The 18,811-nt window shown below is 73.0% G+C and carries 21 protein-coding genes, 1 tRNA gene and 1 pseudogene; 8 read left to right on the top strand and 15 right to left on the bottom strand.

From position 1 onward, the window contains the following. Window positions 1-49: 49 nt before the first annotated feature. From DI272_RS34375 to DI272_RS34385, 3 genes are all read right to left on the bottom strand, one after another. The gene (locus tag DI272_RS34375; RefSeq protein WP_109499082.1) at window positions 50-265 is read right to left on the bottom strand and encodes a zinc ribbon domain-containing protein; all 216 of its coding nucleotides are present in this window, start codon (window positions 263-265) and stop codon (window positions 50-52) included. A 16-nt stretch (window positions 266-281) separates the two neighbouring features. Further along, window positions 282-1,673: a hypothetical protein gene (locus tag DI272_RS34380; protein WP_109499083.1), complete on the bottom strand. Its 1,392-nt coding sequence runs from the start codon at window positions 1,671-1,673 to the stop codon at window positions 282-284. 74 nt (window positions 1,674-1,747) lie between these two features. After that, window positions 1,748-2,515, bottom strand: a complete 768-nt coding sequence (locus DI272_RS34385; RefSeq protein ID WP_109499084.1) for a DUF4097 family beta strand repeat-containing protein — start codon at window positions 2,513-2,515, stop codon at window positions 1,748-1,750. A 195-nt stretch (window positions 2,516-2,710) separates the two neighbouring features. Here DI272_RS34385 and DI272_RS34390 point away from each other — a divergent pair. Further along, a tRNA-Val gene (locus DI272_RS34390) sits at window positions 2,711-2,785 on the top strand. Between the two features lie 48 nt (window positions 2,786-2,833). On the opposite strand, the gene DI272_RS34395 is transcribed toward DI272_RS34390, so the two are convergent. The 3 genes from DI272_RS34395 to DI272_RS34405 all read right to left on the bottom strand — a co-directional run bounded on the left by DI272_RS34395 (window position 2,834) and on the right by DI272_RS34405 (window position 5,109). Beyond that, complete coding sequence (locus DI272_RS34395) at window positions 2,834-3,166, bottom strand: hypothetical protein (RefSeq protein WP_109499085.1); 333 nt, start codon at window positions 3,164-3,166, stop codon at window positions 2,834-2,836. A gap of 175 nt (window positions 3,167-3,341) precedes the next feature. After that, complete coding sequence (locus DI272_RS34400) at window positions 3,342-4,274, bottom strand: ketopantoate reductase family protein (protein ID WP_109499086.1); 933 nt, start codon at window positions 4,272-4,274, stop codon at window positions 3,342-3,344. 76 nt (window positions 4,275-4,350) lie between these two features. Then, entirely contained in the window at window positions 4,351-5,109 is a 759-nt protein-coding gene (locus DI272_RS34405) for an MBL fold metallo-hydrolase (protein ID WP_181387410.1), read from the bottom strand. A 59-nt stretch (window positions 5,110-5,168) separates the two neighbouring features. On the opposite strand from DI272_RS34405, the gene DI272_RS34410 reads away from it, so the two are divergent. Further along, window positions 5,169-5,396: a DUF2277 domain-containing protein gene (locus DI272_RS34410; RefSeq protein ID WP_109499088.1), complete on the top strand. Its 228-nt coding sequence runs from the start codon at window positions 5,169-5,171 to the stop codon at window positions 5,394-5,396. Here the strand turns inward: DI272_RS34410 and DI272_RS34415 are convergent, their stop codons facing one another. The 4 genes from DI272_RS34415 to DI272_RS34435 all read right to left on the bottom strand — a co-directional run bounded on the left by DI272_RS34415 (window position 5,397) and on the right by DI272_RS34435 (window position 9,206). Further along, a complete protein-coding gene (locus DI272_RS34415) occupies window positions 5,397-6,011 on the bottom strand; it encodes a DedA family protein (RefSeq protein ID WP_109501205.1) in 615 nt (204 codons plus the stop codon). It lies immediately after the preceding gene. A 121-nt stretch (window positions 6,012-6,132) separates the two neighbouring features. Then, a complete protein-coding gene (locus DI272_RS34420) occupies window positions 6,133-6,573 on the bottom strand; it encodes a DoxX family protein (RefSeq protein WP_109499089.1) in 441 nt (146 codons plus the stop codon). Window positions 6,574-6,852: 279 nt separating this feature from the next. Beyond that, window positions 6,853-8,490 carry an alkaline phosphatase D family protein gene (locus tag DI272_RS34430; RefSeq protein ID WP_109499091.1) on the bottom strand — a complete coding sequence of 546 codons (1,638 nt, stop codon included), beginning with the start codon at window positions 8,488-8,490 and terminating at the stop codon, window positions 6,853-6,855. Between the two features lie 71 nt (window positions 8,491-8,561). Next, window positions 8,562-9,206 (bottom strand): HNH endonuclease family protein, encoded by a 645-nt coding sequence (locus DI272_RS34435; RefSeq protein WP_109499092.1) that lies wholly within the window; start codon window positions 9,204-9,206, stop codon window positions 8,562-8,564. A gap of 352 nt (window positions 9,207-9,558) precedes the next feature. Here DI272_RS34435 and DI272_RS34440 point away from each other — a divergent pair, with 352 nt between their 5' ends. Continuing rightward, entirely contained in the window at window positions 9,559-10,140 is a 582-nt protein-coding gene (locus tag DI272_RS34440) for a TMEM165/GDT1 family protein (protein ID WP_109499093.1), read from the top strand. A gap of 164 nt (window positions 10,141-10,304) precedes the next feature. Next, window positions 10,305-10,973 (top strand): HAD-IA family hydrolase, encoded by a 669-nt coding sequence (locus DI272_RS34445; RefSeq protein WP_109499094.1) that lies wholly within the window; start codon window positions 10,305-10,307, stop codon window positions 10,971-10,973. 39 nt (window positions 10,974-11,012) lie between these two features. On the opposite strand, the gene DI272_RS34450 is transcribed toward DI272_RS34445, so the two are convergent. Next, the gene (locus DI272_RS34450; RefSeq protein ID WP_109499095.1) at window positions 11,013-11,960 is read right to left on the bottom strand and encodes a peptidoglycan-binding domain-containing protein; all 948 of its coding nucleotides are present in this window, start codon (window positions 11,958-11,960) and stop codon (window positions 11,013-11,015) included. Between the two features lie 160 nt (window positions 11,961-12,120). Between DI272_RS34450 and DI272_RS34455 the strand changes: the two genes are divergently transcribed. Then, complete coding sequence (locus DI272_RS34455; RefSeq protein ID WP_109499096.1) at window positions 12,121-14,178, top strand: MDR family MFS transporter; 2,058 nt, start codon at window positions 12,121-12,123, stop codon at window positions 14,176-14,178. Window positions 14,179-14,378: 200 nt separating this feature from the next. Here the strand turns inward: DI272_RS34455 and DI272_RS34460 are convergent, their stop codons facing one another. Beyond that, a complete protein-coding gene (locus DI272_RS34460) occupies window positions 14,379-14,867 on the bottom strand; it encodes a GNAT family N-acetyltransferase (protein WP_181387412.1) in 489 nt (162 codons plus the stop codon). Window positions 14,868-14,961: 94 nt separating this feature from the next. Here DI272_RS34460 and DI272_RS34465 point away from each other — a divergent pair, with 94 nt between their 5' ends. Together DI272_RS34465 and DI272_RS34470 are read left to right on the top strand one after the other, a co-directional pair. After that, window positions 14,962-15,630: a hypothetical protein gene (locus DI272_RS34465; protein ID WP_109499098.1), complete on the top strand. Its 669-nt coding sequence runs from the start codon at window positions 14,962-14,964 to the stop codon at window positions 15,628-15,630. 5 nt (window positions 15,631-15,635) lie between these two features. Then, complete coding sequence (locus DI272_RS34470) at window positions 15,636-16,103, top strand: hypothetical protein (protein ID WP_109499099.1); 468 nt, start codon at window positions 15,636-15,638, stop codon at window positions 16,101-16,103. Here DI272_RS34470 and DI272_RS34475 read toward each other — a convergent pair. Beyond that, window positions 16,089-16,298 (bottom strand): annotated as a pseudogene (locus DI272_RS34475) (DUF1992 domain-containing protein); the annotation flags it as partial. The gene DI272_RS34470 and the pseudogene DI272_RS34475 sit on opposite strands and share 15 nt — an antisense overlap. A gap of 177 nt (window positions 16,299-16,475) precedes the next feature. On the opposite strand from DI272_RS34475, the gene DI272_RS34480 reads away from it, so the two are divergent. Beyond that, window positions 16,476-16,868 carry a hypothetical protein gene (locus DI272_RS34480; protein ID WP_109499100.1) on the top strand — a complete coding sequence of 131 codons (393 nt, stop codon included), beginning with the start codon at window positions 16,476-16,478 and terminating at the stop codon, window positions 16,866-16,868. 11 nt (window positions 16,869-16,879) lie between these two features. Here the strand turns inward: DI272_RS34480 and DI272_RS34485 are convergent, their stop codons facing one another. Both DI272_RS34485 and DI272_RS34490 read right to left on the bottom strand, forming a co-directional pair. Next, a complete protein-coding gene (locus DI272_RS34485; protein WP_109499101.1) occupies window positions 16,880-17,548 on the bottom strand; it encodes an O-methyltransferase in 669 nt (222 codons plus the stop codon). Between the two features lie 35 nt (window positions 17,549-17,583). Next, window positions 17,584-18,738, bottom strand: coding sequence for a DUF2330 domain-containing protein (locus DI272_RS34490; RefSeq protein WP_109499102.1), 1,155 nt, complete (start codon window positions 18,736-18,738; stop codon window positions 17,584-17,586). Between the last annotated feature and the right edge of the window lie 73 nt (window positions 18,739-18,811).

Here is an 18,811-nt window from a genome sequence, read left to right on the forward strand (position 1 = left end):
CGGCTACCGCCGCACGGGCGCGACCAGCCCCCACGCCCGCACCTGAGAACTAGCCGCAACACCCTCCACCGCAGCAGCCGCCGCCCCCCTGAGGCGCCGGCGCTGCGGTACCGCGTGCCGTACCCCCCACAGCCACCGTCGACAACAACTTCACCGTGTCCTCGTGCCCCACGGGGCAGGAGGCGGGCGCCGACGACTCGGCCATCGGCCGGCTCAACTCAAAGGTGTCGCCGCAGCTCCGGCAGCGGTACTCATAACGAGGCATGCGCACAGGCTAACCGTCAGTGCGGCCCAGCTCCCCGCTCGTCCCGGATCTGCGCCACCACCCGCGCCACCGTCTGCCGCACCGCCTCTGTCTCGGTGAGGAAGTGCCAGTAGTCGGGGTGCCGTCCCTCCAGCGTGCCGATCGCCCGCTCCAGCCGGGCCACGGAGTCGTCCAGGGGGCGGGCGTGCCGCGGGTCGGGGGTGTTGCGGCCCGACATGGCCAGCCGCTGCGCGTCCCGGATCGCGAACCGCGTCCGGTCGATCTCCTGCTGCGGGTCCTTCTGCACGGCGTTCAGCCGGCGCAGCCGGTCACCGGCCGCCGACACGGACTCGTCGGTGGAGTTCAGCAGGGCCCGCACCGTGGACAGCAGGGCCGTCGCGTCCGGCCAGCGCTGGGCGTCGCGGGCGGTCTGCGCCTCGCGCAGCTTCAGCTCGGCCTGCCGGACGTTCTCCTCTGCCTGGCCGGGGACCTGCTGGAGGTCCTGCCAGCAGGCCGCGGCGAAGCGCCGCCGCAGCTCGCTGAGGACCGGATCGACCTGGCCGGCACGGGTGGTGAGGGCCTGTGCGCGGGTGCGCAGCGAGACCAGCCGGTGGTCGATCTCCGCGGCCTTCTCCGGCAGCCGCTCGGCCTCCACGCGGACCGCCTCGGCCGCCCGGGCGACCCGCTCGGCACGCTCCACGGTCTGCGGCACGCCGTGCTGCCCGGCACCCTGGTTGAGCTTGGTCAGCTCGGGGCCGAGGGCGGCGAGGCGGGCGGCGAGGTCGTCGGCCTTCAGCCCCGACTGCCGTACCGCGTCCAGGGCGTTGGAGGCCGCCAGCAGTCCCTGCCGGGCCCGCTCGACCGCCGGGGCGAGGCGGGCCAGCTGGGTCTCGGCCTTGCCGAGCAGCGGCCCGAGGCCGTCCGCGAACCGGTCGAGGTCCTGCTTGACCCGCCCGAGCTCGTCCTTGGCGGCGGTCAGCTCGGCGCGTGCGCGGGCCGCGGCCGACGCCTCCAGGTCGTCCCGGTCGAGGTCGTGGGCGTCGACGGCGTTGATGTACTGGCTGCTGGCCTCGTCGATGCGGCGGCCCAGTGCCTCGAAGTCGGAGACGGCCCGCCGGGCGGCGGGGGTGTCGTCGACGGCCGTGATGGTCTCTATCGAGATCCGCAGGTCGCGCTGGGCGGTGTCGAGCTCGTAGAACGCGGCCGCGGCGGCGTCCTTCGCGGCCTGTGCCTCGGCCCGCTGGCTCTCGGACCGGCCGCCGAACCAGCGCCGGGTGCCACCGCCGGCGAACGCCGCGGGCAGCGCGAGGGCGGCCACCAGGGGCAGGGCGACGAGGGTGAGGGTGTCGCGGAGGGCTGAGCGGACGCGTGGTGCCGACGGTGAGTACGGCTGTGCCGGCGAGTACGGCTGTGCTGGTGTCGCCGTCACATCCCTCTCCCGTGCTGTCATCCGTCCGGCCCGGTGTCATTCTCCCACCGGTTAAGGACGAACACACGGGCCGGTTAGTTCGCGGTCCTGACGGTGACTTTGCCGTCGCCGGTGCGCACGGATATGACGTGCGGGCTGGACCCGTCCCGGGGGACGGAGACGTCCACGCCGCCGTCGCCGGTCCGGGTGGCGACGCGGTAGGCGGTCTTGGGCAGGTCGAGGGTGACGGAGCCGTCCCCGCTCCTGGACTCCACCCGGTCCGGTGCGGCGCCCAGTTCGAGGTGCACGGAGCCGTCGCCGGTCTCGGTCCGGATCTCGCGCGAGGTGACATCCGCGTGCACCGAGCCGTCGCCGGTCTTCAGGTCGAGCGGCCCGCTGGTGTCGGTGACCTGGACGGACCCGTCCCCGGTGCGGATGCTCAGCGCGTCCTCGAACCCCCGCGCCCGCACGCTGCCGTCCCCGTCCTCGACCTTCACGGCGACCCCGCGCGGCACCTCGATACGGTGCTTGGCCGCGCAGTCGGCGACCACGCCGGAGCAGTGCATCCGCAGCTTCAGGCGGTCGCCCGTCATCGACCAGGTCACCCCGGGGTCCTTCCCGAGGGCGACCGAGCCCTGGAACCACCGGGTCACCTCGACCCGGCCCGCCTCGGCGTCGTCGGCGGCGACGATCTCCAGCGCGGAGTCGTCGGAGTCGATGGTGAGGGTGTACCCGCGCAGTGTGAAGGCCCGCTGGTCGGGATGTTTGTCGTCCCCCGCGGAGGCACCGCAGGCGCTGACCGCTCCGATCAGGACGACGGCTCCGGCGGCGAGAGCCGCGCGGGCGATGGCGGTGCGGTCCATGACAGTTCCCCCTGATGCCGACTGACGAGTCTCTTCGACCGTACGGACCGGGGGCCGGCCGCGGGATCCGGGACGCTCCCGGATCGGGGGTGGGGAAAACCCCCGGAGAACCCTGAGAGGCGGAACGGGTTTGCAGGGCAGTGCCCAGGGCAAGGTAGGCTGTCGACTCGTCCTGGGCGCACCGGCCCGGGGTGGGGGTGCGTAGCTCAGGGGTAGAGCGCCTGCCTTACAAGCAGGATGTCGGCGGTTCGAAACCGTCCGCGCCCACCAGCGTGAAGGGGACCCCGGCCGAGAGCGGCCGGGGTCCCCTTCGTCGTGTCACTCCGTTTCGTCCGGTACGTGCTTCAGGCGCATCCGGGCATCCACCCGTTCCCCCGCCGCGACCTCCGCCCAGAAGCGGTGGCCGCTGACGAAGACGGCGAGTTCGTGCTCGCGCTGCCGGAGCTTCTCCACCTCGGCCTGTTCGTCGGCCGTCCAGCCGGGCGAGGCGGGGCGCTCCACCTTGCGCCAGCCCGCGGTGTCGCTGAATCCGTCCAGCGGCTCGACCGACCAGGGCAGCCGCTTGAGCAGGGCCGACAGCTCGGCCCGGACCTGATGCAGCTCCTCCTGACCGGCGAGGAGGTCACTCGGAAAGTCATAGGTCGTAGCCACGGAGCAATGCTACGCCTGTTCGATTTAGGGGTGCGAGTTTCCGGGGGTGGTTCATGCGAACGGGTTGCCGCCGCAGGGCGCGGGCAGCGTGCCGTACCCGTCCGCACCCGGCGGCGGCCGTGCCGTGTCCGGCGCCTCCGAGGGCGCCCGGCGCGGCCGCGTGCGGCTCCGCGGCTCAGTGACCGGCGGCCCGCAGCTCGCGCACCAGGCGCTCCGTCACCGGCGCCGGCACCCCGGACCGTTCGGCCGCGCGCAGCAACGCCCCGCCGATCGCGTCGAGTTCGAGCGGGCGGCCGGTCTCGGCGTCACGCTGCATGGAGGACTTGGTCTGCGGCGGGAACGCGTCGTAGCGGGCCAGGGCCTGGGCGGGGTCCGCCGGGCCGCCCGCGGCGCGGCTGATCGCGGCCGTCTCCTCGACCAGAGCCGTCAGCTCGTCGCGGCGGGCGGTGCGTACCTCGCCCAGCGGCACCCCGTACCGCGTGGTCAGCAGGGCGAAGGGGGCCAGGAACGACATCTTCGCCCACAGCGTCGCCGTCTCGTCCGGCAGGACGCGGGTCGTCGGGCCCGCCGCGCCGAGCACCTCGGCCAGCGACACCAGGCGCTCCTTCGCCACCCCGTCCCCCGTGAGGTCGATCTCGGCGAAGGGGCTGCCGTGCTCGATCTCGCCCGGTGCCACCCGCGTCGACTCCACGCGGATGACCGCCGGGGCCACCAGGTCGGCCCGGTAGCGGGCGCGCAGGGCCGCCGGGTGCTCCACGCCGTTGAGGAACGGCACGAGCAGCGCCTCGCCCAGCGCCGCCGGCGGGACGCGGTCCAGGGCCGTGTCGAGGGCCGTGTGCTTCACGGCGACCAGGCAGACGTCCACCGGCGTGCGCAGTTCGGTGTCCGCCTCGACCCGGGCGGTGAAGTCGCCGAAGACACCGCTGCGGACCCGGATGCCGGACGTCCGCAGCGCCTCGGCGGTCTCCTCTCCGGCCAGGCAGATCACCCGGTGCCCGGCCCGGGCCAGCAGCCCGGCGAGCAGGCCGCCGATGCCGCCGGGGCCGAGCACCGCCACGGTGAGCTTGTCGTCGCGGGTGTCGTGCGTGTCGTGCGTGTCGTGCGCCATGACATGAAGTCCCTTCTCCGGTCGGCCCCTTGGACGGTGGCCGCCTCGGGAAGGATCATCGCAGACGGGCCGGGGGTCAGGGCAGGCGGACGCTCGCCCCGGGCGTCAGCAGGTGCAGCCGGTCGGTCAGGCCCGCCTCCGCGAACGCCTTCGTCAGCGTCGCCCCGTCCTGCGTGAAGTGACCCCAGTGCTCGAAGTGCAGCGGTACGACATGCCGGGCGCCCAGTGTCACGGCCGCCTCCGCCGCCCACTCGCTGGTCAGGGTGAGCGGGGCGTCCGGCACGAGGGGGGTGCGGGCCGCTCCCGCGAACAGGACCGCCACGTCGAAGGGGCCCTCGCGGTCGGCGATCTCCCGCACCAGGTCCAGGTCGGCGTTGTCGCCGCTGACGTACACCTTCGGCAGTCCCGCTCCGGACAGCACGAACCCGGTGACCTGGCCGACGACGGGCTCGGAGCCCTTGGGGCCGTGCAGGGCGGGGACGGCGGTGACACGGACCCCGCCGACCTCGGTGTGGTCCCACGTGGGCAGGGCGCGGACGGGAGCGCCGATGCGGTCCTGGGCCGAGGGCGTGGACAGCACCAGGGGCGCGGAGCGGGCGAAGGCCCGGCCCGCGGTGTCCAGGTTGTCCGGGTGGTGGTCGTGGGAGAGCAGGACGGCGTCCACCGGGCCCAGTTCGGCCGCGGTGACCGCGGGGCCGGTCGTCTTCACCAGCGAGCGGGAGCCGACGGTGTACTCGCCGGGCGCGTCGAAGGTCGGGTCGGTCAGCAGGCGCACCCCGCCGAGCGTGATCAGAGAGGTCGGGCCGCCGACGTAAAGGATCTCCACGGAAGTCATGTACTGCACAATCCGGCCGATGCCCCGCGCTATTCCGGCGGCCGGGCCACACTTGAGACATGTGCCGCAGCATCAAGACTCTTCGCCCGCCCGTGTTGCCCGAGGAGGCGACGGAGGAGGAGATCCGCGCCGCCGCCCTCCAGTACGTGCGCAAGGTCTCCGGCTTCCGGGCGCCCGCCGCCCATAACCAGGAGGTGTTCGACCGCGCCGTGGACGCGGTCGCCGAGGCCACGGCCGAGTTGCTGGCAGGGCTCGAAGTGCGCGGTGCCGCGCGGAAGGCCGGGTAGCTACGCGGGCTGGCGGCGCATGACGTACGCCGCCCCGGCCCCCGCGCCGAACAGCGCCAGTACGGACACGCCCGTCGCCAGCCAGGTCGTGCCGAGCCACTGGGCGCCGTAGTAGCCGAGGGCGACGCTGTACGCCGCCCAGGCCAGGCCCGCCAGCGCGGACCAGGGCAGGAACTCGCGGACGCGGCGGTGGGCGGCGCCCGCGATGAAGGAGACGACCGAGCGGCCGGCCGGGGCGAAGCGGGCGAGGACCACCAGCGGGCCGCCGCCGCGGGCGAGGGCCGAGCCGAGACGTTCCTGCGCGGTGGTCAGCCGGCGCGAACGGGCGATGGCGCGGTCCAGCCGGTCGCCGCCGCGCCAGGCCAGCCGGTACGCCACCAGGTCGCCGAGGACGGAGGCGGTGGCGGCGCAGAGGGTGAGCAGCAGGATGTCGGGGACGTCCGCCGGGACCTTGCCCGCCGCGCTGCCCGCGGCCGCCGCGGTGGCGGCCGTGATGACGAGGACACCGCTGGGCAGGACCGGCAGGAACACATCGAGCAGGACCGACGCGGCCACCAGCGCGTAGATCCATGGGCTGCCGGTCAGCGCGCCCACACTCCCGAGACTCTCGAACACCGTCACTCCCCGTTTTCCCCCGTAACAGCCATACAGCGTACGCCGGGGCTGTGACAGGAGGTTCATGGGGGGCTCGTGTGTTCCGCACGGGATGTTCACCCGGGTGGCACGTTCCGGCGGATCAGGCGGTCACGGGTGTCTTCTCCGCAGCCGGGCGTTCGGCGCCGGCCGACGCGCGCCGGGCGAACAGCCGGTCGACGCCGAAGGCGCCGGAGCCGGTGAACACCAGCAGCAGGAAGGCCCAGCAGAACATCACCGAGGCCTCGCCGCCGTTCTCCATCGGCCACAGGGCCGCGGGCTGGTGGACCTTGAAGTACGCGTAGGCCATCGAGCCCGAGGCGAGGAACGCGGCGGCACGGGTGCCGAGGCCGAGCAGGACGAGGGGGCCGCCGATCAGCTGGATCATGGCCGCGTACCAGCCGGGCCAGGTGCCGGCCGGAATGCTGCTGCTACCGAGGACACCGAAGAGCGAGGCGGCGCCGTGGCAGGTGAAGAGCAGTCCGACGACGATACGGAACAGGCCGAGGACGTACGGCTGGGCGCTGTTGAGGCGTCCGGTCATGGGGGAGTACTCCTACGGTCGGACCGGTCCGTGGGGAGGACCGGTGTGGGGGACGGAACCGTGCGAGCACTCCACGCTAGGTCGATCTCAGCAATGCTTGCAAGTTCAACATTTAGCCACGAGTTTTCCTCCCCTTGAGCTTCTGGTTCGCCGGTAGTCGCACGTGGCGCGGTACGCAGGGCCTCCCGCGCCACCGTGTCGGCGCCCGAAAGCGTGACCGAATCCACGCCTCGCCGGGCGCCCGCCGGACAGCCCCTTGACGGCCGCCCCGTCCGTCACTCAAGTGGCCGTGAGAGTGGACTCCTTCACCGTCCTCAGTGCGCCCTTCGCCCGCGCCTGCTCCAGCCGCAGCCCGGCCGAACGCCCCCGCAGCGTCAGGGTCATGAGCTGGTTGCCGAACCACGGCCCGCCCGTCCGCCGCCAGTTCACCGGCGGGCGCGGACAGCCGGCGTGACCGGCGAAACGGCGGCCCAGGAAGCGGGCCGCCGCACTCCAGCCGAACCGGAAACCGAGGCGCATGGACAGCGGGATGGAGTTGTGGACCGGGGAACAGGTCAGCTGAAGGACCCGGGCGTCCGGGCCGCCGGACCGCCAGGCCGGCTCGGCCACGTACGCGTGATGCACGTCCCCGGAGAGCACCAGGACCGTCGCCGGTGCCCCCGGCCCCGACCCCGCCTCGGCGATCAGCCCGGCCAGCGCGTCGAAGGAGGCGGGGAACGCCGCCCAGTGCTCCAGGTCGGCCCGGCGCCGCAGGTCCTCCCCGAACCGGGCCCAGCGCGCCCCGCGTTCGCCCCGGCACAGCGCCGCGTTCCACGTCTCGGCGTCGTGCACCAGGTGGGGCAGCAGCCAGGGCAGGGAGGTGCCGAGGAGGAGATGGTCGTACGACTCCCGGTCGGCCAGGGCCTGTTCGCGCAGCCACTCCGCCTCGCCCGGGTCGAGCATCGCCCGGTGCTCCTCGTCGAGGACGCGGGCCGCCCGGGTGTCCACCATCAGCAGCCGTACCCTTCCGAAGTCCCGCCGGTAACTCCAGCGCACCGAGGACCGATCGGCGTCGGCCTTGCCGGCGAAGGCCCGCAACTCCTCGGTGCCGTCCGGTGTCCGGCGGACGGCGGCGTAGAGCGGGTCGGCGGCGAGCTCGTCCGGGGTGAGGTTGCCGAGGTGCTGGTGCACCCAGTACGACATCAGGCCGCTCAGCAGCCGCTCCTGCCACCACGGGGTGGCCCGCATGTCCTCCAGCCAGGCAGCCGAGGTGTTCCAGTCGTCGATGACGTCGTGATCGTCGAAGATCTGGCAACTGGGCACGGTGGACAGCAGCCAGCGCACCTCGGGGTCGAGCCACGACTCGTGGTAGAGGCGGGTGTACTCCTCATAGTCCGCGACCTGGCTGCCCGGGGGGTCGCGCAGATCGCGGCGGGCGGCGAGCCAGCGCCGGGTGGCCTCGGAGGTCTCGTCGGCGTAGACCTGGTCGCCCAGCAGCACCAGCACGTCCGGGCGTTCACCGTCCGGGTCGGCCGCGATCCGGGCCGCCAGGGTGTCCAGGGCGTCCGGGCCCACGGGGTCCTTCCCGCCGTCCGGCGGGGCCGCCCAGCGGCAGGAGCCGAAGGTGACACGGACGGTGTCGCCGTCGGCGGGGGCGCGGATCACCGACGCCGGGAACGGGGAGCCGGGCAGCGGCCACACCCGGGTGCCGTCCAGGAACACCTCGTACGGCTGCGAGGTCCCGGGGGTCAGGCCGGTCACCGGGATCAGGGCGTAGTGGTGGCCGGCGATCTGGAAGGTGCGGATCCCGCCGTGCGCGCCCTGCGCGCCCTGCGCTCCGCGCACCTCGGCGGTGCACGGACGGCTCGCCTCGACCCACACGGTCGCGGACGAGCCGTCGACATACCTGAGCAGCGGTCCCAACCGAAGTTCGGCCACGCGATCCTCCTCCGTCGCCCCGTACGGTACGGAACGACGGCGGCCGGTGGGGAGGTTCCGTCGTTGAATCGTCAGCAGTTGGCGAGGTAGCTCGTCAGCGCGCTCTTCTCGGCGGAGTCGACCGAGAGGTCGTAGTAGTACTTCACCTGGACCCAGGCGCGGACGTAGGTGCAGCGGTACGAGGTGACCGACGGCATCCAGGTGGCCGGGTCCTGGTCGCCCTTGGCCTGGTTGACGTTGTCGGTGACCGCGATGAGCTGCGGGCGGGTCAGGTCGTTGGCGAAGGCCTGGCGCTGCGAGGTGGTCCAGGCGCTGGCACCGGAGTCCCAGGCCTCGGCGAGCGGCACCAGGTGGTCGATGTCGAGGTCGGAGGCGGCGGTCCAGGTCGCGCCGTCGTAGGGGGAGTACCAGCTGCCGCTGGTGGCGGCGCAGGAGGAGTCGGTGACGACGTTGGAGCCGTCGCGCTTGAGGACCGTCTCGCGGGTGTTGCAGGTGCCGGAGATGGTGATCCAGTGCGGGAAGAGGTCGCGGTTGTAGCCGGTGCGGTCCTCGGTCGCCACGGTGAGCGAGGCGAGGTAGGTGCGGGCGGTGGCGGCGCTGACCGGCGTCGGGAGGGCGGCGGAGGCGGTCGGGCCGTTGAAAAGTCCGACCGAGGCTATGAGACCGGTGAACGCCGCGAGTATGCTCAGCCGTCGACGCGCGTAGAACTTCGGCATGCGAACTCCCTTGGGGGGTGGGGGTGTTGGGGCGTGCGGGCGAAGGAATGCTCGCCTCGCCGCGTTGCGGGGAGGTGTGCGCCGGGTGAGAAGTTAGTGACGTGTGCATGACACGACAAGATGTACGGCGAAATGATCTCGTATGATGGATGGCGTTGAAGGGGAGTAGCTCTTCGCCGGACCGTCGACATACTGCTCAGCTCGTCTGAGCCGGCGCCCGGAGGCAGGTTCCTCGCGGACCTCGCCAGCGAGACCTTCGGCCTGCAGTGCACTGACTGTGTGCTGCCGTGCCGAGGTGTCTTTTTTACGCGGTAACACTCTCGGTGGGGCAGCCCCGACCGATTGAGGAACCTTGATCAGCATCACCGTGACCGCCGTCGTCTTCGGCGTCGTCTTCCTCGCCGAGCTGCCGGACAAGACGGCCCTGGCCGGGCTCGTGCTCGGCACCCGCTACCGCGCGTCCTACGTCTTCGCCGGTGTCGCCGCCGCCTTCGCGCTCCATGTCGCGCTCGCCGTGGCGGCGGGCAGCGTGCTCACGCTGCTGCCGCAGCAGGTCGTGCACGCGGTGACGGGTGTGCTGTTCCTCGGCGGCGCGGCGGTGCTGCTGCGGAAGAAGGACGACGGTGACGAGGAGATCCGGCGCCCCGCGAACCAGTCCTTCTGGAAGGTCGCCGGGGCCGGTTTCATGCTCATCCTGGTCGCCGAGTTCGGTGACCTGACGCAGATCATGACCGCGAATCTCGCGGCGCGTTACGACGACCCGCTGTCCGTCGGACTGGGTGCCGTGCTCGCGCTCTGGTCCGTGGCCGGGCTCGGCATCGTCGGCGGAAAGGCCCTGATGAAGCGGGTGCCGCTGCGCCTCATCACCAAGATCGCGGCCGCACTGATGACGGCCCTCGGGCTGTGGAGCCTGTGGGAGGCCGTGAGCGCGTGAGCTGAACGGCCGGTGAACTGTTCCGGGAGGCGGTGGCGGGATCATGGTCGCGTTTTGTACCGTAGAGAAACAAAGTGGCTCCCGCCCGTTTTCCCTGACCGGCGGGCGGGGCCGCCTTGTCCCGCCGGGCGACCCCCGGCGTTCCCCGCGCCCTGGAGCTGCCGATGACGGCCACCGTCGTGCCCACCGTGCTGACCGCCCGCGCCCTCCTGCTGGACATGGACGGCACCCTCGTGAACTCCGACGTCGTCGTCGAGCGCTGCTGGCGGCGCTGGGCCGAGCGGCACGGACTGGACGGCGACGAGGTCATGAAGGTCGTCCACGGGCGGCAGGGGTACGCCTCCATGGCCCTGCTGCTGCCCGACCGGCCGATGGCGCACAACCACGCGGACAACGCGCGCATGCTCGCCGAGGAGACCGCCGACATGGACGGCGTGGTGGCGATCCCCGGCGCCGAGGCGTTCCTCGCCTCGCTCGCCGGGCTTCCGCACGCCCTGGTGACCTCCGCGGACGTCGCCCTGTCCACCGCGCGCATGGCCGCGGCGGGCCTGGCCCTGCCCGAGGTGCGGATCACCGCCGAGAGCGTCGGCGCCAGCAAGCCCGACCCCGAGGGGTTCCTCAAGGGGGCCGCGGAACTCGGTGTGGCCCCCTCGGAGTGCGTGGTGTTCGAGGACTCCGGGGCGGGAATCGCCGCCGGGCGCGCCGCCGGGATGCAGGTGGTGGGGGTCGGACCGCGCGCCGACTTCCACGAGCCGGACGTGGTGGTGCGGGACCTGACGCAGGTGCGCGTGGCGGCCGGGCCCGGCGGGGAGATCCGGCTGTACGTGGGGTGACCGGCGGGCTGTGCGGCGCTGTCGGGGTTCGGCGGGCCGTTACGGCTCCGTCGTCTCCGACTCCAGCGCCTCCCTCGTCGCCAGGTCGTAGACCCCGTACTGCTCCACCTTGATGCCCCGCGCCCACTGGTAGCGGGTCACCGCGTCCTCGACGCCCTCGTTGTACCGGCCGCCCGCCTTCCTCGTGTAGAGGCCGAGCTGGGTCAGGCGCAGTTCCAGTTCCACGACCTCCTCGCCCTGCGAGCCGCGGCGCAGCACCGGCGGGTCGGTCTCCTGACCGTTGCCGATGGTGTTCTGCGTGCTGGTCGGGGCGGCCGACGCCGGGGTCGACGCCGGTGCGGTGGAGGCCGACGGGGTCGGGGAGGCGCTGGATCGCGACGGGGACGGGGACGCGGACGCCGACGCCGACGGGCTCTCCCCGGCGGACGGGGGCGCCGAGGTCGGCCGGGCCGAGGCCGCGCTCGTCTGCGCGGACGCCCGCGCCGAGCTGGTGGAAGCGTCCGGGACGCTCGCCCGGACCTCCTTCGGCAGTGCGGTGTCACGCTCGGGGGTGTCGTACGAGAGCAGGCCGCTCGCCAGGCCCGCCGCCGCGATCACCGCCACCAGGGCGCCGGCCGCGGCCAGGACCAGGGTGCGGCGGTTGCGGGAGATGCGGGAGCGGGGCTCGTCCGGAGCGCTCTCGTGCTCCGGGGTGGTGTCGAAGAGGCTCAGATCCGTGGTGCTGGGCGGCGGCGGCACGGATATCGGGCGCAACGGCATCGTCGCGTCGGGCACCGGGGCCGGGGCTTCGGGCTCCCTGCCCTCGGACTCCAGGTCGACGTAGGGACGTATCCGCAGCGGATCGAAGTCCTCCGCCGCCGCCTGCTCCGCCTCGCGCGCGTCGCGCAGGGCGTCGGACGCCCGCTGCGTGCAGCCGCAGGACGGGGTGTTGTCGACCCCTCTGGGTGCCCCGCATTCCGGGCACTGGTGGCCCGTCGACTCCGCCATGTGTGCGTCCCTCCCCTCGCGAACTCCAGAGATTATGCAGAACCTCTTCACACACGTCTCCCACCCACCCCGGAACAACGGCTTCCAACAGGACTCGACAGGCCATAAGTGGTCACACCGACCACGATGGAAGTCGTAACGGGACCGACGGGAGGTCTTCATGGCCGCGGATGCGCACGCTATGACGGGAGATGTGCGGGACGCGCGGGACGAGCACGTGCCCGGCAACGTCCTCGTGTCGATCGGGGCGCTGCTGCTCGGGATGCTGCTCGCCGCGCTGGACCAGACGATCGTGTCGACCGCGCTGCCGACCATCGTCAGTGATCTGGGCGGCCTGGAACATCTGTCGTGGGTGGTCACCGCGTATCTCCTCGCCTCGACGGCCGCGACGCCGCTGTGGGGCAAACTCGGCGACCAGTACGGCCGGAAGAAGCTGTTCCAGACCGCGATCGTGATCTTCCTGATCGGGTCCGCGCTGTGCGGAATGGCGCAGAACATGCCTCAGCTCATCGCGTACCGGGCCCTGCAGGGGCTGGGCGGTGGCGGGCTCATGGTGCTGTCCATGGCGATCGTGGGCGATCTGGTGCCGCCGCGTGAACGCGGGCGCTACCAGGGGCTGTTCGGGGCGGTGTTCGGGGCGACGAGCGTCCTCGGGCCGCTGCTGGGCGGGGTGTTCACCGAGCATCTGAGCTGGCGCTGGGTCTTCTACGTCAACCTGCCGGTCGGCGTCGTGGCGCTCGCCGTCATCGCGGCCGTGCTGCGCATCCCGCGCAAGTCGACCCGCCATGTCATCGACTACCTGGGGACGTTGCTCATCGCGTCCGTCGCCACGTGTCTGGTGCTGGTCGCCTCCCTCGGCGGCAACACGTGGGCGTGGTCGTCGCCGCAGATCGTGGGGCTGGCGGTGCTCGGGGTCGTGCTGGGCGGGGCGTTCGTGGCGGTGGAGCGGCGGGCCGCGGAGCCGGTGCTGCCGCTGAAGCTCTTCCGCATCCGGACCTTCACCCTGTCCGCCGTCATCAGCTTCATCGTCGGGTTCGCGATGTTCGGCGCGATGACCTATCTGCCGACGTTCCTCCAGGTCGTGCAGGGCGTCTCGCCGACCATGTCCGGTGTGCACATGCTGCCGATGGTGTTCGGGCTGCTGCTGTCCTCCACCGCGTCCGGGCAGATCGTCAGCCGCACCGGGCGCTGGAAGGTGTTCCCGATCGCCGGTACCGCGGTCACCACACTGGGGCTGCTGTTGCTGCACCAGCTCGACGAAGGCAGTTCCACCTGGGCGATGAGCAGCTGCTTCTTCGTGTTCGGCCTGGGGCTCGGGCTCGTCATGCAGGTGCTGGTGCTCATCGTGCAGAACGCCGTGTCGTACGAGGACCTGGGCGTCGCGACCTCCGGGGCGACGTTCTTCCGGTCGATCGGGGCCTCGTTCGGCGTCGCCGTCTTCGGCACGGTCTTCACCGAGCGGCTCGGCGACAAGCTGGCGGACGCGTTCGCGGGGGCCGGGGACCGGCTGCCGGGCGGGGTGACGATCGACGGCCTGGAGGCCGATCCGCGGGACATCGCGAACCTGCCCGCCGCACTGCGGCCCGCGGCGCTGCACGCCTACGCCTCGTCGATCACCGATGTGTTCCTGTACGCGGCGCCGGTCGCCCTGCTGGGGTTCGTGCTCGCCTGGTTCCTCAAGGAGGACCGGCTGCGCGCGTCCGTCACCGCGCCGGACGTGACGGAGACGCTGGCCAGCAATCCCGTGGAGCGCTCGTCGTACGACGAGGTGTGCCGGGCGCTGTCGGTGCTCGGTACCCGCGAGGGGCGGCGGGAGATCTACCGGACGATCACCTCGCGGGCCGGGTACGACCTGCTGCCCGCGGCGAGTTGGCTGCTGCTGCGGATCAACAGGTACGGGTCGGAGGAGCCGGCGTCGCTCGCCGAGCGGAGCGCGGTGCCGCTGCCGGTGGTGATCGCGGCGGCCCGGCAGGTGGAGGAGCGGCGGCTGGCGGTGCGGTCGGGGGTGGATCTGGTGCTGACCGCGGAGGGCCGGGGCGTCGCGGAGCGGCTCGCCGCGGCGCGGGAGGAGTCGTTGGCGGAGCTGCTGGGGGACTGGTGGGGCGCGGACCGGCCCACTGATCTGGCGCAGTTGGTGGCCGAGTTGAATGCCGAGCTGTGCGGCTCGGACCGCGAGCAGCCGCACAACGGGGCCGCGGCGGAGACTCCTCGGCCGTGAGCGAGGGGTAGCGGCGAGGCTCCTCGACCGTGAGCGAGGGGGCGCGGTGGAGGTTCCTCGGTTGTGAGTGAGAGGGCGCGGTGGAGGTTCCTCGGTTGTGAGCAAGGGGGCGCGGTGGAGGTTCCTCGGTTGTGAGTGAGAGGGCGCGGTGTGCGGCTCTCGTCGGCCGGCCCGCCGTAGCGCGCTGCGGCGCGGCGGGGCTACAGGTTCTTGGTGAACCAGTGCTCCGCGTATCTGTCGTCGTTGTGCGGGGGCGTCTCGGTGTAGCCCAGGCGCGTGTACAGGGCTCTGGCCTCTGTCAGGTCGTGGCGCGTGTCCAGGATCATGCGGGTGGCTCCCAGGGCGCGGGCCGCGTTCTCCGCCGCCGCCACCAGGAGTTGGGCGCCGCCCCTGCCGCGCAGCGACGGCCGGACGAACACTCGCTTCAGTTCGGCCGTCGCCGGGTCGAGCAGGCGTACGCCCGCAGTGCCCGCCGCGTCGCCCGCGAAGCGGGCCACCAGCAACCGGCCGCTCGGCGGCGTCAGTTCGGACCAGTCCGCGCGGGCGATCTCGCGTTCCAGTTCCTCCGGTGCCGTGCGGCGGTTCTCGTGGCGGAGGTAGTAGCGGTCGCTGACCTCCGTGTAGTACGCGCGCCACAGGGCCACTGCGGCGGGGGAGTCGAAGGGTTCCGGAGTGACGGTCCAGGTCATGGGCGCCATTGTCGGGCGGGGCGTGGGGCGGGCCGCAAGCGGATATCTGGGGGCGGGCCCGTTTGAGGGGGATGCTCGGGGCTACTCGTGGCGCATGACAACTGGCGTGATCATCGCTCTGATCGTGATCGTGGCGGCCGTCGTCGTGGTGGCGGTCGTCCTGGCCCGGCGCCGGCCCGGTGGGCGGGACCTGAAGCGGCGCTTCGGGCCCGAGTACGACCGGGCCGTCGCCCGGCACGACGGGGACTCCCAGGCCGCCGAGCGCGAGCTCGCCGAGCGCGTGGACAAGCACGGGTCGCTGCGGGAGCGGGACCTGGAGCCCGCGCAGCGGCAGCAGTACGAGGCACGGTGGGCCGCCGCCCAGGAGCGGTTCGTCGAGTCGCCCCGCGAGGCGGTGAGCGAGGCGGACCGGCTGCTCGGTGAGGTGGCCGGGGCCCGCGGCTTCCCCGACGGGGGGCAGTACGAGGAGCAGCTCGCCGCCCTGTCCGTGCACCACGCGCACCATGTGCACGGCTACCGGCGGGTGCACCGCGTGGCCCACACGCGCGGCGGCACCGAGGACGGTGCGCGGGGCGGCACCGAGGAGATGCGCGAGGCCATGGTCGAGGCCCGGGCCCTGTTCGAGGAGCTCGTGGGGTCCGGTGGCCGGCGGGAGCGGGGGCGCGAGTCGGCGGCCCCGTCCGGCGACGCCCGGCACGCGCGCGACGACGGCCACGGTCATCTGCCGTGGACGTTCACCCGGCGTCAGGCGAAGGGGAGTTGAGAGGCATGACGGACGCCATGAGCGGTCGGGGCGCCGAGGGCGCTCCGCGGAGTGACGGGTCGCCCCTGGTGGCGGGGCACGAAGGGCGGGGCGGCTCCGGGAACGAGCGGGAGAAGGCCGCCGTGGTGGCGAGCCACGAGGCCGCGGGACGCGAGGCCCACCGCGGGCGGCTGCTGGCCGACGAGCAGTGCGACAAGCTCACCGGGCAGCTGCAGCACGCGGTGACCGGATTCGTGGACGGGCCCCGGGCCGCCGTCGAGGAGGCCGACCACGTGCTGGAGGAGGTCGCCGCCCGCTTCACGGACGCCATGGCCCAGCGGCGGCGCACCCTGCGCCAGTCCTGGCAGGGTGCCGACCACGGCGACGGCAAGCCGATGACCGGCGACTCCGGCTCCGCCTCCGGCGACACCGAGCAGCTCCGGCTCGCCCTGCGTGACTACCGCGAGCTCACGGAGCGGCTACTGCGCCTCTGAGCCCGTCGCCCCCGAGTCCGCCGCCCGGCGCTCCCGCCACTGGCGTACGACCTCTTCCACGTCGTACGGCTTCATACCCAGCGGGGGGCCGGGCGGCGGCCTGAACATCATGTCGCGGATCTTGACGTTGACGTCGGTGATCAGCTTGCGGACCGCACGTTCGGACGGGGCCGCGTACGCCGCGGCCAGGGTGTCCCCCACTCTCAACTTCGTTCGAGCGGGGGGACCCCCATCTCGAACGGGACGCCGGGTGGCTTTCGCTCGGTCATGAGTCCATTGTGCCGGACGCGATGGGGCCGGGCGATTTATCATGCGGCCGCTGTGCAAGGACACTTGCTCAGGAACGGTTCAGGAACTGCAAAGGGAGCGCACGTGCTCGAACTCACCATGGCCGCCGTCTCCGCGGCGGAGGAGGGTGCCACGGCCGGCATGCTCATGGCCGACGCACCGAGCGAGCCGGGCGCGCTGCTGCGGGTGGGCCGCGACAAGTCCGTGTGCCGGCTCGCGACGCCCGACGACTGGCTGTTCGTCTCCCGGGTCCACCTGGAGTTCCTGTGCGGGCCGGAGGGGACCTGGCAGGTGACGTGGCTGCGCGGGTCGCAGGCCGAGCCGTCCAGTGAAGTGCGCCTGACGGTCGGGGAGTACGCCCAGCCGCTCGCCTACGGCGGGACCGTGGCGCTGCCCCGGGGCGGCAGCGGCGAGATCGTCGTCGTGGACCGCACCGCCCCGCGCAGCGTCAACGTCGGCTTCTACCACGAGGTCTGAGGCGAGGGGGGCTACGCCAGCACGCGCGCCAGCGCGAAGCCGTCGTAGCCCTTCGCCCCCACCGTCTGGATCGCCGTTGCGCTCAACCGCGGGTGGGAGCCGAGGAGTTCGATGGCGGCACGGGTGCCGATGACGTCGGGGTCGGCGCTGTCCGGGTCGGCGACCCGGCCGCCCCGTACGACGTTGTCCACGATGATCAGGCTGCCCGCGCGGGTCAGCTTCAGCGCCCACTCCACGTAGTGCGGGTTGTTCGCCTTGTCGGCGTCGATGAAGACCAGGTCGAAGGGGGCCGGAGCCTCGTCGGCCAGGCGGGGCAGGGAGTCGAGGGCCGGACCGACGCGGATCTCGACGACCTTGTCCAGACCGGCCCGCGCGATGTTGCGGCCCGCGACCTCGGCGTGCCGCGGGCTGTACTCCAGGGAGATCAGCCGGCCGTCGGCGGGCAGGGCGCGGGCCAGCCAGATGGTGCTGTAGCCGCCGAGGGTGCCGATCTCCAGGATCTGCCGGGCGCCCTGGACGCACGCCAGGAGGTGCAGCAGCTTGCCCTGCGGGCCGGTGACGGCGACCGGCGGGAGTCCGGCCGTCTCGCTGTCCCGTACCGCGGCGTGCAGTGCTTCGTCGTCGGGCGCCAGATGGGTGGCGAAGTAGCTGTCCACGGCGTCCCAGCGCGACTCGCTCATACGACCTCATTCGTCAGGGTAATTAGTGGTGCTAACTAGGAGACCTGACGAACATAGGTGTCCGGCGGCTCCCCGGCGACCGATTTCGCCGGGCGCCGGGAGTGTCGTACGACGAGCAGGGCGACGGCCGCCGTGAGCGCGGCCAGGGTGCCCGCGACCGTCAGCAGCCAGGCCGGGACCCCGGCCACCGTGCGCAGCCGGTCCTCGTAGATCACCTGCTGGAAGGCGGTGTCGGCGGCGGCCCGGCGCAGGGTGTGGTCGCCGTCGATCAGGGACGGGGCCGGGAACTCCTGGCCGATCGCCGTCAGGAACGGGGTGCCGGACGTCAGCTCGGCCAGCGGGCTGCCCCGCTCCGGCGCGATCCGCCCGGCGAAGGTGACGCGGGGGCGGGAGCCGCCGAGGGCGGAGGCCGGTTCCATGCGGTGCGCGGCCAGGACGTACAGGCCCAGCGACTGGGGTGTCCGGGCGAGGCGGGACAGGCGCATCGGGTAGACCGGCTCGTCGGCCGCGAAGGACAGGCTCAGCGGGTCCAGGGTGCCCCGCAGGGACGTGTTCGCGGTCTCGGGGGCCAGCCGGACCGCCACGTACTCCCAGCGGCGGGCCACATACGGCTGGAGGGCGGTGCTCAGGAGCGGCGGGAGGCGGAAGCCGTTCGCGGTCAGCCAGCCGCCGAGGGCGTCGGGATCGGTGGCGGTGAGCCGGGCCACGTCGAAGGGGCCCAGCTTCTGGCGGCCGACCACACTCACCCCGGGCGCCGCGCCCGCGCCGGGCGGGGGCGCGCCCGCGTCCCGGCCGCCGCCGGAGACCAGCGGCCAGTCGCCGTCCTGCGGCCAGAAGTGGTGGCGGGTGCGGTGCACGGGCGCGGTGGCCGCGTCGAGCGCGTCGAAGAGGGCGGGGTCGCCGAGCCGCACGTCCGCGCGGTGCGGGACCGGCATGATCCAGGCGGCCCGGTCGCTGTCGCCGTCGACCGTCAGCCGCATCACGATCCGCTCCCGGCGGCCGTCCCAGCGCAGCACCGACTCCTCGCGCGCCACGCCGATCCGCCGGGCGGTGTCCGGGACCATGGCGCCGCAGCCGCACGCGTACGCCGGGGCGACCAGGGCGCCGACCTGGGTGGCCAGCAGGGCCAGGACGACCGCGAGCAGACGGCGGCGCGCCCGGCCTCTCAGGGAGCCGACCGCATCGACCATGTCCCCCCACCCCTCCGCCGCGCGTTCGCCGGGCCTTCAGACGGTTACGCGGAGCATACGGGTCCGCGCTTTG

The organism is Streptomyces sp. Act143, assembly GCF_003143935.1.
Classification (GTDB): Bacteria; Actinomycetota; Actinomycetes; order Streptomycetales; family Streptomycetaceae; genus Streptomyces.

Bases quoted from the DNA above. Each gene is read 5' to 3' on its own strand.
- DI272_RS34460 (WP_181387412.1), bottom strand. From the start codon at position 14,867: ATGACCTGGACCGTCACTCCGGAACCCTTCGACTCCCCCGCCGCAGTG.
- DI272_RS34470 (WP_109499099.1), top strand. From the start codon at position 15,636: ATGACGGACGCCATGAGCGGTCGGGGCGCCGAGGGCGCTCCGCGGAGT.
- DI272_RS34435 (WP_109499092.1), bottom strand. From the start codon at position 9,206: ATGCCGAAGTTCTACGCGCGTCGACGGCTGAGCATACTCGCGGCGTTC.
- DI272_RS34375 (WP_109499082.1), bottom strand. From the start codon at position 265: ATGCCTCGTTATGAGTACCGCTGCCGGAGCTGCGGCGACACCTTTGAG.
- DI272_RS34385 (WP_109499084.1), bottom strand. From the start codon at position 2,515: ATGGACCGCACCGCCATCGCCCGCGCGGCTCTCGCCGCCGGAGCCGTC.
- DI272_RS34485 (WP_109499101.1), bottom strand. From the start codon at position 17,548: ATGAGCGAGTCGCGCTGGGACGCCGTGGACAGCTACTTCGCCACCCAT.
- DI272_RS34420 (WP_109499089.1), bottom strand. From the start codon at position 6,573: ATGACCGGACGCCTCAACAGCGCCCAGCCGTACGTCCTCGGCCTGTTC.
- DI272_RS34405 (WP_181387410.1), bottom strand. From the start codon at position 5,109: ATGACTTCCGTGGAGATCCTTTACGTCGGCGGCCCGACCTCTCTGATC.
- DI272_RS34400 (WP_109499086.1), bottom strand. From the start codon at position 4,274: ATGGCGCACGACACGCACGACACGCACGACACCCGCGACGACAAGCTC.
- DI272_RS34465 (WP_109499098.1), top strand. From the start codon at position 14,962: ATGACAACTGGCGTGATCATCGCTCTGATCGTGATCGTGGCGGCCGTC.
- DI272_RS34445 (WP_109499094.1), top strand. From the start codon at position 10,305: ATGACGGCCACCGTCGTGCCCACCGTGCTGACCGCCCGCGCCCTCCTG.
- DI272_RS34410 (WP_109499088.1), top strand. From the start codon at position 5,169: ATGTGCCGCAGCATCAAGACTCTTCGCCCGCCCGTGTTGCCCGAGGAG.
- DI272_RS34450 (WP_109499095.1), bottom strand. From the start codon at position 11,960: ATGGCGGAGTCGACGGGCCACCAGTGCCCGGAATGCGGGGCACCCAGA.
- DI272_RS34490 (WP_109499102.1), bottom strand. From the start codon at position 18,738: ATGGTCGATGCGGTCGGCTCCCTGAGAGGCCGGGCGCGCCGCCGTCTG.
- DI272_RS34455 (WP_109499096.1), top strand. From the start codon at position 12,121: ATGGCCGCGGATGCGCACGCTATGACGGGAGATGTGCGGGACGCGCGG.